This window comes from Glutamicibacter sp. (assembly GCF_035257265.1).
In the GTDB taxonomy this organism is placed as follows: domain Bacteria; phylum Actinomycetota; class Actinomycetes; order Actinomycetales; family Micrococcaceae; genus Glutamicibacter.
The window spans coordinates 359,843-371,218 of the sequence record NZ_DATEXC010000038.1; the positions used below are offsets into that span (position 1 = coordinate 359,843).

Genomic DNA, 11,376 nt, shown 5'->3' on the forward strand with positions numbered 1-11,376 from the left:
TTCGCTGAGGCATGCGGTACCAGTTCCCAGCTTCTACCCCGAACGAAATTTTTGTCAGCGGTCCTTCTCCTCTATCTATAACAACCGGTTGGGCTTTCAGTCCCGGTTGTTAGTTCGAACCTGGCGTTGGAAGTGAATGAAATTTTTGTTCACGAAATTCTCTGAACCCGCCGCAGAACCACGGCGGCCGTTTTGCCCTCCAGCCTTACCTAAGGACAAATGAAAGATGGCGTGCAGTGCGAATCCTTACGGACTGCATTACACGCCATCTTGAAGATTTCCAGCCGTTATTACTCGACGAATTCTTCCATATCTACATCTTTAGTATCGCGGGTAAGGAACAGCGCCACCAAGGTGAGCACTGCGGCAATTGCCAGGTAGATGCCCACGCCCATCGTGTTGCCATTTCCAGCGCTCCATAATGCGATTGCCACGAACGAAGCCGGGGCTGCACCAATGACCGAGGACAGGTTGTAAGCAACCGCTGATCCGGTGTAACGCACGTTGGAGGGGAAAAGCTCTGGCAAATATGAGGCCATCGGACCGAAGGTTAGACCCATGAGGGTGAAACCGACAATCAGACCTGCCATCGCTGCAGCTTGTCCAGGGCCGAAGAACAGCGTCCAGGCTAAACCGAAAATTAGAATCCCGATGGTAACCCAAATCAAGAACTTGCGACGGCCGAATTTCTCGGCCAACGGCCCCGAGACCATGGTGAAAATACCGAAGAATACGACACCGATAATCAGCATGGTCAGGAAGGTTGGGCGGTCAATTCCCAGGCCTGGAACAAATCCTTCAGCGTTAAAGGTTTTGCCGGCCGCTTTCGCAGTAGCCTCCCCCTGTTCAACGGATGAGGCTGTAGTGCCGTATGTCAGGGTGAACGAGGTCATGAGGTAGAACAGCACGTAGGTAGCCAACATGATGAAGGTACCGGCCAGAGTTGGGCGCCAGTGGTTTTTCATCGTGACCGAGAAAGGTGATTTTACAACTTTCTTTTCGTTAAGCACCTTCTGGAATGACAAGGATTCAACGAGCTTCAAACGCACCCACAGGCCAATGACCACCATGACGGCGGAGAAGTAGAACGGTACGCGCCAGCCCCATGCTAAGAACTGCTCTGCGGTCAAAGTAGTCTGCAGGACCACGAAGATCAGGTTAGAAAGGATAAAGCCGACCGGCGCCCCCAATTGCGGGAAAGTGCCGTAGATAGCTCGCTTGTTCTTTGGAGCGTTCTCCGTGGCCAGCAATGCCGCGCCAGACCATTCACCACCAAGCGCGAGGCCTTGAGCGAAACGCAAAATCACCAAAGCCAGCGGCGCGAGGATCGTCCAGTGCCCCTGCGCAGCAGGCAGGAAGCCCATCAGGAAGGTAGCGATACCCATCAAAAGCAATGACGCAACCAGAGTTCCCTTACGTCCCAACCTGTCGCCGTAGTGGCCGAAGATTATGGAGCCAAGCGGGCGCGCAACGAATGCCACACCAAAGATGGCAAAGGAGGACAAGATGGCGTTAATAGGCGTTGCGTTAGGGAAGAACAGCGTGGGGAAAACTAATACCGACGCGGTGGCGTAAGCATAAAAGTCGAAGAATTCGACGGTGGTGCCGATCATGCTGGCGAACAGCACGCGGCCTCTGGTGTTTTCCTTTGGCGCTACTGTCTGGTTAGCCTGCGACATGCTGGCGGCTCCTTCTAAGATGCGAATAAAGGCTCGTTTATGACTTCAATAATGGTACGACGAACTGACCAGCATGTGGATATTTGTGTCCAACATTCGGACATATTTCTTTCGTCAAATCATTTTCCCCTTGAGTTCGGACGCTGACTTGCTGAAAATACACGTCCGAATAATGAGACTGACGAACTTCAGATCCCGGCGCCGCTTATACCAAAAACACCCTTGCGTGTGAAGCGCTTCACAAAAATTGCTCCAAATTTGAACGTGGCTGGCAGCGCTGACCGCTGCGGCACCTGAAACGAAAAAGCCGGGCTTCCTGATCAAATCAGGAAGCCCGGCTTTTGCCCGGAACGGGTGAAACTACATGCGGCGGTGCAACCGTCGAGCAGCTTCAGCTAGCGAACCAGACAAAGATGGGTAAACCGAGAAAGTTTCCGCGACATCATCTACGTGCAAGCTGTTTTGCACGGCGAGCGCAAGCGAGAAGATGAGCTCACTGGCACGTGGTGCAACGACAACGCCACCAATAACGGTTCCCGAACCCTTGCGTGAAACGATTTTCACGAAGCCCTTTTCAACGTTCATCATCTTGGCACGAGCGTTCGTGTTCAGATCCACCTTGATGATGTTGGCCTGGTACTTGCCTTCGGCTACTGCCCGCTGGGAAACACCAACTGTGGCAATTTCCGGGGAGGTAAAGACGTTTGAGGAGACCAGGTTCAAATCCAATGGCTTCACCGAGTCGCCTAGCAGGTGAGCTACGGCGATACGTCCCTGCATAGCCGCTACCGATGCCAATGCGAAGACACCGGTGCAGTCACCGGCCGAGTAAATGTTCGTCACGGTGGTGCGCGAAACGCCATCAACCTTGATGTGGCCAGACTCGGTCAGCTGTACGCCAACTTCTTCCAGTCCCAGACCTTCGGTGTTAGGAATACCGCCCACTGCAATCAGGCAGTGGCTTCCTTCAAGGACTCGGCCGTCTGCCAGCGAGACGAAGACCTTATCGCCCTTACGCTCAACACCCTCGGCGCGAGCCTGCGAGACAACGTTGACGCCGTTTTCTTTGAAGGTGTCTTCCAGTACCGCCGCGGCATCTGCATCCTCGCCCGGAAGCACACGATCACGCGAGGAGACTAAGGTCACCTTGGCGCCTAGGAGATTGTAGGCAGAAGCGAACTCGGCACCGGTAACACCGGAACCAACGACGATCAGGTGCTCTGGCACCTCGTTCATGTTGTAAATCTGAGTCCAGTTGAAGATGCGCTCGCCATCTGGTTTGGCGGTAGGTAGTTCACGCGGGTGGGCACCGACTGCCAGCAGAATTGCATCTGCTTCGATGGTCTGCTCCGAACCATCCGGGTGGCTTACGGCGATGTTCTTGCGGTCTAGGAGACGGCCTTCGCCGACCACAATACGCACTCCGGCACGCTCCAGGCCGGTACGGATGTCGCTGGACTGCTCCTTGGCGAGTTCCAGCAATCGGTGGTTGACCACCGAGAAGTCGGTTTGCGCGTCATCGATGCCCTCGATGTGGACACCGAAGGTTTCCGCGTGCTGGACACGGCGTACCGCGTCAGCGGTGGCAATGAGGGTTTTTGAGGGTACGACGTCGGTTAGCACCGCCGAACCACCCATCCCTGCACGTTCCACCACGGTGACATTGGCACCTAGTTGGGCGGCTCCCATGGCGGCTTCATAGCCACCTGGTCCACCACCGAGGATTACTAAACGGGTTGCTTTATTCCTAGGATCTGCGCTCACATTTCCCATTGTTCCCCATGCACAGCTTTTGCGCACATCACGATCGAGTGAATTTCCTCCATATGCCACCGGTTCCACCTGACAAAGGGGCTACCTACCGGTAGCGTATTTCACGTGAATGATATGCAAAATGACCCACAGGCGTTGGCGGCACAAGCCGCCCAGGTAATTGCCGAGCAAACTAACGTCGAAAAGCACGATATTGCTCTGGTCCTCGGCTCCGGCTGGGGCGAAGCCGCTGAGCTAATTGGCGAGCGAACCCACACGCTCGATGCCACCACCATCCCTGGCTTCCACGCTGCGGCCGTACCCGGCCACCGCGGCACTATTTCTTCGATTCTGACCGAATCGGGTAAACGTATTCTTGTCCTTGGCGCGCGCACACACTACTACGAGGGTCGTGGTGTGCGTTCGGTAGTGCACCCCATCCGTACCGCAGCGGCCGCCGGCTGCACCCAGCTGGTGTTGACCAACGGTTGCGGTGGGTTGAACCCGAATTGGACCCCGGGCACCCCGGTTCTGATCTCCGATCACATCAACCTCACCGCGGCTTCTCCGTTGGAAGGAGCCACCTTCGTGGATCTGACCGACCTGTACTCGTCACGCCTGCGTGATATTGCCCGTGACGTTGACCCAACCCTGGACGAGGGCGTCTACGCACAGTTCACCGGTCCACACTACGAAACCCCGGCAGAGGTGCAGTACGCCAAAACCATTGGTGCCGATCTGGTAGGCATGTCCACCGCATTGGAAGCCATTGCCGCCCGCCACGCTGGAATGGAAATTTTCGGCATTTCGCTGGTCACCAATTTGGCTGCCGGTATCAGCCCCATTCCGCTAAGCCATGAAGAGGTCATTGAAGCCGGTCAGACCGCCGGTCCACGCATCTCCAAGTTACTGGCACAAATCATCGCCCGCCTCTAGGCGAGAAACACTTTCACCTGTAGAGCCAAGGAAAACGATGAATCAAACCGAGAAAAACCAACTGCTCGCGCAGGCAACCGACTGGGCCGTTCAAGATCCTGATCCGGCCACCGCTCAAGAACTCCGTGCACTGATCTCCAACGTTGAGTCCGGCGACGGACCTGCATTAGAAGATCTAGCCGACCGTTTCAGCGGAGTACTTGAATTCGGTACCGCCGGGTTGCGTGCCGAGCTTGGTGCTGGCCCCATGAGGATGAACCGGGTAGTGGTGATGCGCACCGCTGACGGAATTGCGCGCTTTCTGTCCGAGCGTGCCGCCGGGGCGTACACCCCTAAGGTGGTGGTCGGTTTTGACGCACGTTATAACTCGGATGTGTTTGCCACGGATTCGGCTGCGGTGTTTACCGCGGCCGGATTCGAGGTATTGCTGATGCCTTCGGCTCTGCCCACGCCCGTGCTCGCATGGGCGGTACGCACCTTTGGCGCCGAGGCCGGCGTCATGGTCACTGCCAGCCACAATCCGCCGCGCGATAACGGTTATAAGGTCTATGTCGGTGGAAAGGTCGCCGACGAGGTAGGCCGCGGCGCACAGATCGTCTCCCCCATCGACGCACAGATTGCCGCGTTGATCGATGCAGATCAACCCGTAGCGGACATTAAACGCGCCGACTCGGGCTGGATCGTGCTGCCGGGAGCCGCAGAAGACGGCGATATCGAAGCGTCCTACCTGGATTCAATTGGCAACGTTATTCCGCGCGCCGGCGAATCACTTGCCGCCGCACGAAAGAACCTGAAGGTGGTAGTCACCGCGATGCACGGCGTCGGTGGACACACCATGCGTTTAGCACTGTGCAACGCCGGGTTCAGCGACGTACATATGGTCCCCGAGCAGGAACATCCGGATCCAGATTTCCCAACCGTGAAGTTCCCTAACCCCGAAGAGCCAGGGGCCATCGACTTATCCCTTGAGCTAGCCCGCAAGCTCGGCGCGGATCTGGTCATTGCCAATGACCCGGACGCAGATCGCTGCGCCGCAGCCATTCACGACGGGAGCGCTTGGCGGATGCTGCGCGGCGACGAGGTCGGCTGGTTGCTTGGAGACCAGCTTTCGCGCATCCTCCCGGCCGAGCAGAAGCTGGCAAATTCCATCGTGTCATCTCGCATGTTGGCGGCTATCGCCAAGGACAGCGGAAGAGAACATGAGGAAACGCTCACCGGCTTTAAATGGATCGCGCGCGTGGAAAACCTCGGGTTCGGCTACGAAGAAGCGCTGGGCTACGCGGTAGCCCCTTCGCTAGTGCGTGACAAGGACGGCATGTCCGCGGCGTTAGTTCTCGCAGACCTGGCGGCGGAGCTGAAGGCCAGTTCAAACAGTATCCAGGGCAGGTTAGACGAGCTCGCAGCAAAACATGGCGTGCATGTCACCGACCAGCTCTCGATGCGCTTCACCGACCTGTCGCAGATCCCGGTGCTGATGGACAAGATCCGCTTTCAGGCTCCGGAGCAGCTGGCCGGAGCGGCGGTCACCGAGGTCACCGACCTTTCGCAAGGCACCGAGAAGCTGCCTGCCACCAACGCCATGGTGCTCCACACCTTCACCGGCGCACGCGTTATTGTGCGCCCCTCGGGTACCGAGCCAAAACTGAAATGCTATCTGGAAACCGTGGAGCACGCCGAGGATCTGGCAGACGTTCCGGCGGCCCGGGCACGTGCCACGGCGCAGTGCCAAGCGATCAAGACTGAACTTGAAGCATTCCTCACAAACTAATCCGAACCTACGAACGAACAAAAGAGGATCACGATGTCCGAATTAAGTGCTCGCGAAATCGCTGGCTACATTGACCACACCCTGCTAGCGCAGAATGCCTCCCGCGAACAGATCATCACGATCTGCGCGGAAGCGAAGAAGTACGAGTTTAAATCAGTCTGCGTGAACCCACTGTGGGTATCAACCGTCTCGCGCGAACTGGCCGAGTCCAGCGTACTAACTTGTTCGGTTATTGGTTTCCCGCTGGGCACCTCCACCACCGCGACCAAAGTCTTTGAAACCCGCACCGCGGTAGCCGACGGAGCCAATGAAATCGACATGGTCATCGATGTGGCCGCTGCATTGCGCGGAGATCGTGATTCCCTGGTCAACGAGATCTTCGCCATTGCACAGGCAGCCCATGAGGGTGGCGCCATTTTGAAGGTCATCATCGAAACCTGCCTGCTCACCGACGAGGCTAAGGTGCTGGCCTGCGAGGCAGCCAAGGCCGCCGGAGCAGATTTTGTGAAGACTTCTACCGGTTTCTCCACCGGTGGCGCGACCGTTGAAGACGTGGCCTTAATGCGTCAAACCGTCGGCCCAGATCTCGGAGTCAAGGCCTCGGGCGGCGTGCGCAGCGTTGAAACCGCGCGGGCCATGATTGCTGCCGGCGCAACACGTCTGGGTTCCAGCTCAGGAGTTGCTATCCTAGAGGGAGAGCAAAGCGGATCCGCTTACTAAGATCCCGCACCCATTCGTTTCCTCAAGGAGAAAAAGTGTACTCGAACGGCAAGAACACCGCCCACTCAGGTGAAGGCCGCCTCGTTGGCAACATCGTCAATACCCTAATCTTCACGGTGATGTTCGCTGCCGGTCTTTACGCCCTGTCTTACTGGACGTTGGAGACCGCTTGGTGGCCAACCATTGCATGCTTCGCGCTGTGCTTCTTGGCCTTTGCGATTCCAATGCACCTGATGGGTCGTGCGGACTCCATTGAAGAGGCCGCCGCCGCAAACGCGGCCCGGTAATTATCGCTTGAGCATGGTGGGGAGGCCGAAAGGCCTCCCCACCATTCGTTAACCGGGTGTCCTGCTCTTGCCCGGGACTATGACGGGGCCTGAAGACCTGTACGAAAATTAACGCTAACGACTTCCCGGTGTCGTTCCTAGGGTGGATAGGGCTCGCAGAAAAGTTAAAGTCCGTGTAAATCTTTTACTGTGTCGGGCAGCCGTGAGAGCACGTCATTTTTCAGTGGTGACAGGTAGGGGTCAGAGAGCGGTTGTGCTGGTTTTCTTGCCTTGGCCCCGGTCAACGGCCCGGTAGATGGTGGATCGACTGATAAAGAGGAGCGCGGCCATTTCGGCCGTGGTGTGTTTGCCTGCGTCGCGCACCTCGCATTGGTGTGCTCCACGGTGAGCTTTGGGCTTGGCGATCATCGCGGGGACGTTGAACAGCAGCTTGTCCACGGGGTCAGAGGGGTCATGGACGGAGCCGCCGATGCTGAGTTTGATTTTGCGTCTGGCGAGCTCCTCGGTAATCTCGTGGGCACCTCGGGCGGACCTGGCCAGACGGTCTAGCTTGGTCACGACGAAAGTATCTCCGGCTCGGCAAGCGGCGAGGGCTTCGCGAAGTCCGTCGAGATTTTTGTTTTTGCTGGTAAAACCACAGTTAACATAGACACGGTCAGGCTCGATTCTAAGGGCTGTCAGAACATCACAATGCGAGGTGAGGTCTGGCGCTCCCGTGGACAAGCGGGCATAGCCGACCATCAGTTTAGACATGCAGTTCAGTGTGTCGCAAAAGGCCCCGTCACCGTACACCCTATACGGAACAGTCTGCGGCCCACGATATCAACGATGCATGTCAGAGGCCGGTGTGTTCCGTGGAGGACCGTCTTACGGGAATGTGAAAATTCTTGGCTGGGCATGAGACTCAAAGGAGCATGCCATCCAAATTCAGGTAGACTGCTAGGCAACCAAATTGGGGTTCATTGATATTTGACCGGGATCATTATTCACGTTCTTTCCTTGAAATTCGTCAAGTAATCCTTACTTCTCGAATCCGCTAGTCTTTCTGGATGAAGCTAAAATCCAGCACCATCACAAGTATTCAATTAGCCTGGGCACAGATCCTTGGGGTCCCCCCGGCGGCTCTGGAAATCCAAGGCAATCGGGTGTATCGCGAAAAGGACGATAGTGCCCTGCTCATGTTTGTTTCTTTGTTCGGAACTGGGATTTTAGTGGGCCCCTCCTGGGCGATAGAAGCAGCCCAAAACTTGGCGGACGCCGAACTTGCCAGTCATGCGAAACTAATGGAAATCAGCGATCCATATGGCGGCCAAGCTCTCGGCGAAGCGGAGCTGTATTACTGCGATACACCTCCAACGCTCACAAGTCACCTAACAACAGCGAGCCGCCAGCAAGAGCACGCTATCGCACTGGAGAACATCTGCCTTCCCGACGATTCGGCGGAAGTAGGCCTGAGCGAGATGGAGAGTACCTTTGTCCTACTCAGCAATTGCGACAATGGACCACAACCACTGGCAGGTGCCGGATACGACATATGGGAAGGAAAACTGGCTCACCTCGGAGTCCTCACAGCTCCCGAAAAGCGGCAAATTGGGCTCGGTTCCAATGCGGTTGCAATCGCAATGGAACAAGCAATGAACTGCGGTCTCATCCCGCAGCGGCGAGCCCGCACGGACAATACCGCCTCGATTCGCACGGCGCTCCGGGCAGGATTCGAATACGTCGGAACCCAAACCAGCGTTATTCTCTAGGCCCAGCCCTTCGACTGCCCGCAGGAGGTTCCGCTTGCGGATGGCGAGCCCTTATTTTAGACCCTGAGATGTTCAGGGACGCCGTCCCTGGAAAAACCACCGTCACTTGCGTACTCACGAATTCAGTCAGCATCGGGCACTGCCCTAGCATGAGAATAACCGAACCCGGTTGCAACAGATGAGGTGGGGATCGAAGTGACCAATTGGGACCTTCAGCTGGTGGTGCCGTTATGGCAAGGCAGCGGCGAGCCCGGGATTGCGCAGGGCGCCACTCGTCTGGCCGAGATGCTCGCGCCATCGACCGTGCGACACATCGTCGAACCGGACCTTGGAACACGCGATACGCACGCGAACAACGGGGACAATTCATTGATCGAAAGCCACGATGCCGTCGATGCCCACCTGGTCGCGGCCTCGAATAACTTGCGGGCCCTTGGGCCGAGCAGCCTACTAACCCTGGGTGGGGACTGCACCGTGGAAGTGGCCTCGGTGTCGCATATGGCATCGATCCACCCGGACCTGCACGTGGTGTGGATCGATGCCCACGCCGATTTGAACACGCCGGAATCCAGCCCCAGCGGACAAGCACACGGCATGCCGCTGCGCACCCTCTTCGGCGAGGGCCACCCGGACTTGGTCCCGTCCACCACCCTGTCTACGCAACGATGCGCGCTCCTGGGCACCCGCTCCATGGACCCTCCCGAGCAAGCATTCATTGCCGCACACGAGCTGCCAGTAATCAACCCCGAGCAACTGCAAAACGAACCGGACCTCCTCGAAGAGCTCCTTGACCGGTGGCTGCCCGACGGTGCACCGCTCTACGTGCACCTGGACCTGGACGTCCTGGACCCCACGGTGTGGCCCGCCGTGGCTGTTCCCGAGCCCGGTGGATTGGACATCACCACTTTGGTCGCGGTGATCAATAGACTTCGGACCCGGGGCAACCTTGTGGGTGTCGGTATCACTGAATACGTGCCCGGTGTGGACCACAACCCGTCAACACTCTGGCCAGTGCTGGACGCGTTGGGCATCACCGTTCAAGGCCGCAACAACAACGAATCCCAGGAGGGATGAACGTGGTCCAGGCGAATACCAAGGATCTTAAGGAGCAGCCGGACCCGGATGTGCGAGTCTGCTTTATCGGCGACTCCTTCGTGGCCGGAGTCGGCGACGCCCGACACCTGGGCTGGGCCGGACGCTTGGCAGCGCGCAGCCATGAACAAGGACATGCGCTGACCGCCTACAACCTGGGCATCAGACGAGACACCAGCGCCGACATCCTCCGCCGCTTCCGGGCCGAATGCACGCCTCGGCTTCCTGCCGGAAGCCATGCGGGTGTGGTGTTGTCTTTCGGCGTCAACGACACCACGTTTGAATCCGGTGCATCACGGGTCGCATCCGAAGCCTCGGTATCCCATTTGCGTGAGCTTTTGACGCAGTTCGGCAAGTCGGGGTGGCCCGTCCTGATGGTCGGTCCGCCAGCGGTTGACGACGACGCGCACAATGAACGCATCATTTCCCTAGATGCCTTGTTGGAGGCTGAATGCGCTCGTCAGTCCGTTCCGTACGTGAGTGTCGTGAAGCAGATGCAGGACCATGATGTTTGGCGGCGCGAGGTGCGCGAGGGCGATGGGGCCCATCCAGGAGCCGGAGGCTATGACGCTTTGACCGCGCTGCTTCGGCCCGCTTGGGAAAGCTGGCTTGCTGCACTGAGGGCCGGGCAGCCCAGCATCCAGTGACGGCGGGCCGGCAGCGCCGCCCTTGCGAGGTCCGGCACTAATACCGCCCTGCTGCATCCGAATCGATTCGGAGAACCGGCGTAAAGCTTCCACTGCCCCAAGCGTTCATTACCATCCCAGTGAACGTTCCGCTTACGCAAATCTACGAACCGCCTTTTGGTGTCACAGGAACGAATCTTTCGGTACGAACTTCCTTAGCGTGATTTTCGCGTAGTTCTTCACCAAACCCCCATGACAGGCACTAGCCTCGTCTTATGATCCGCACCTTCAATGAACAAGTCGAGGCTTTCTGGCGCAGCGCCGAGGGGAAAAGTCCTCAGAAGCTACGTGTGGAACTCGAAGAATTACTCGCTCAGCGGTCTGCCGGCGACGCGGTGGTACTTTTTGAGCGAGCCTCACTGCACGACTATCTCGGCGAAGAAGCCCAAGCCGTGGAACCCTACCGGGCGGCGATAGCCACCGGACTTGAGCCAGAAAAACTGGATGAAGCGCGCATTCAACTAGCCAGTACGCTGCGCAACTTAGGCGAGGCCGGCCAGGCAGTGGAACTACTGCAATTGATCCAGGTACCAAGCCACGTGTACCGCGATGCTCAGGCGTTCCTGGCGCTCGCCCTACACGATGCAGGAGAGCCCCAGCAGGCGCTGCGCATAGCTTTGCAGACGCTGGCACCCAGCCTCAGCCTCTATGGGCGTCCGGTACATGAGTATGCCGAGGAGCTGGCGGGCACCATTTAATCGGCGC

Annotated in this window: 11 protein-coding genes; 8 read left to right on the plus strand and 3 right to left on the minus strand. The window is 57.7% G+C overall.

The features are described from left to right. Nucleotides 1-290: 290 nt before the first annotated feature. Both VJ369_RS10475 and VJ369_RS10480 read right to left on the minus strand, forming a co-directional pair. On the minus strand, nt 291-1,679 hold the full coding sequence (locus tag VJ369_RS10475; RefSeq protein ID WP_324092006.1) for an MFS transporter: 1,389 nt from the start codon (nt 1,677-1,679) through the stop codon (nt 291-293). A gap of 360 nt (nt 1,680-2,039) precedes the next feature. Beyond that, the gene (locus tag VJ369_RS10480) at nt 2,040-3,452 is read right to left on the minus strand and encodes an NAD(P)H-quinone dehydrogenase (protein WP_324092007.1); all 1,413 of its coding nucleotides are present in this window, start codon (nt 3,450-3,452) and stop codon (nt 2,040-2,042) included. A gap of 114 nt (nt 3,453-3,566) precedes the next feature. Here VJ369_RS10480 and VJ369_RS10485 point away from each other — a divergent pair, with 114 nt between their 5' ends. Genes VJ369_RS10485 through VJ369_RS10500 form a run of 4 tightly spaced genes read left to right on the plus strand, consistent with a single transcriptional unit; the run spans nt 3,567 to nt 7,142 of the window. Then, nucleotides 3,567-4,367, plus strand: coding sequence for a purine-nucleoside phosphorylase (locus tag VJ369_RS10485; protein WP_324092105.1), 801 nt, complete (start codon nt 3,567-3,569; stop codon nt 4,365-4,367). Between the two features lie 37 nt (nt 4,368-4,404). Next, the gene (locus VJ369_RS10490) at nt 4,405-6,135 is read left to right on the plus strand and encodes a phospho-sugar mutase (RefSeq protein ID WP_324092008.1); all 1,731 of its coding nucleotides are present in this window, start codon (nt 4,405-4,407) and stop codon (nt 6,133-6,135) included. A gap of 33 nt (nt 6,136-6,168) precedes the next feature. Next, nucleotides 6,169-6,855, plus strand: coding sequence for a deoxyribose-phosphate aldolase (deoC, locus tag VJ369_RS10495; RefSeq protein WP_324092009.1), 687 nt, complete (start codon nt 6,169-6,171; stop codon nt 6,853-6,855). Nucleotides 6,856-6,890: 35 nt separating this feature from the next. Next, on the plus strand, nt 6,891-7,142 hold the full coding sequence (locus tag VJ369_RS10500; RefSeq protein ID WP_324092010.1) for a hypothetical protein: 252 nt from the start codon (nt 6,891-6,893) through the stop codon (nt 7,140-7,142). Between the two features lie 240 nt (nt 7,143-7,382). On the opposite strand, the gene VJ369_RS10505 is transcribed toward VJ369_RS10500, so the two are convergent. Then, nucleotides 7,383-7,895 carry a recombinase family protein gene (locus tag VJ369_RS10505; protein WP_324092011.1) on the minus strand — a complete coding sequence of 171 codons (513 nt, stop codon included), beginning with the start codon at nt 7,893-7,895 and terminating at the stop codon, nt 7,383-7,385. A 296-nt stretch (nt 7,896-8,191) separates the two neighbouring features. Between VJ369_RS10505 and VJ369_RS10510 the strand changes: the two genes are divergently transcribed. The 4 genes from VJ369_RS10510 (at nt 8,192) to VJ369_RS10525 (ending at nt 11,369) form a co-directional block, all read left to right on the plus strand. Then, entirely contained in the window at nt 8,192-8,893 is a 702-nt protein-coding gene (locus VJ369_RS10510) for a GNAT family protein (protein ID WP_324092012.1), read from the plus strand. A 195-nt stretch (nt 8,894-9,088) separates the two neighbouring features. Continuing rightward, nucleotides 9,089-9,967, plus strand: coding sequence for an arginase family protein (locus tag VJ369_RS10515; RefSeq protein WP_324092013.1), 879 nt, complete (start codon nt 9,089-9,091; stop codon nt 9,965-9,967). A gap of 2 nt (nt 9,968-9,969) precedes the next feature. Further along, nucleotides 9,970-10,632, plus strand: coding sequence for a GDSL-type esterase/lipase family protein (locus VJ369_RS10520; protein WP_324092014.1), 663 nt, complete (start codon nt 9,970-9,972; stop codon nt 10,630-10,632). Nucleotides 10,633-10,886: 254 nt separating this feature from the next. Next, nucleotides 10,887-11,369, plus strand: coding sequence for a tetratricopeptide repeat protein (locus tag VJ369_RS10525; protein WP_324092015.1), 483 nt, complete (start codon nt 10,887-10,889; stop codon nt 11,367-11,369). Nucleotides 11,370-11,376 lie beyond the last annotated feature (7 nt).

What these genes read in the sequence shown, in the direction of transcription:
- VJ369_RS10485 (WP_324092105.1), top strand. Translation starts at nt 3,567, where the DNA reads ATGCAAAATGACCCACAGGCGTTGGCGGCACAAGCCGCCCAGGTAATT.
- VJ369_RS10480 (WP_324092007.1), bottom strand. Translation starts at nt 3,452, where the DNA reads ATGGGAAATGTGAGCGCAGATCCTAGGAATAAAGCAACCCGTTTAGTA.
- VJ369_RS10505 (WP_324092011.1), bottom strand. Translation starts at nt 7,895, where the DNA reads ATGTCTAAACTGATGGTCGGCTATGCCCGCTTGTCCACGGGAGCGCCA.
- VJ369_RS10510 (WP_324092012.1), top strand. Translation starts at nt 8,192, where the DNA reads ATGAAGCTAAAATCCAGCACCATCACAAGTATTCAATTAGCCTGGGCA.
- VJ369_RS10525 (WP_324092015.1), top strand. Translation starts at nt 10,887, where the DNA reads ATGATCCGCACCTTCAATGAACAAGTCGAGGCTTTCTGGCGCAGCGCC.
- VJ369_RS10475 (WP_324092006.1), bottom strand. Translation starts at nt 1,679, where the DNA reads ATGTCGCAGGCTAACCAGACAGTAGCGCCAAAGGAAAACACCAGAGGC.
- VJ369_RS10490 (WP_324092008.1), top strand. Translation starts at nt 4,405, where the DNA reads ATGAATCAAACCGAGAAAAACCAACTGCTCGCGCAGGCAACCGACTGG.
- deoC (WP_324092009.1), top strand. Translation starts at nt 6,169, where the DNA reads ATGTCCGAATTAAGTGCTCGCGAAATCGCTGGCTACATTGACCACACC.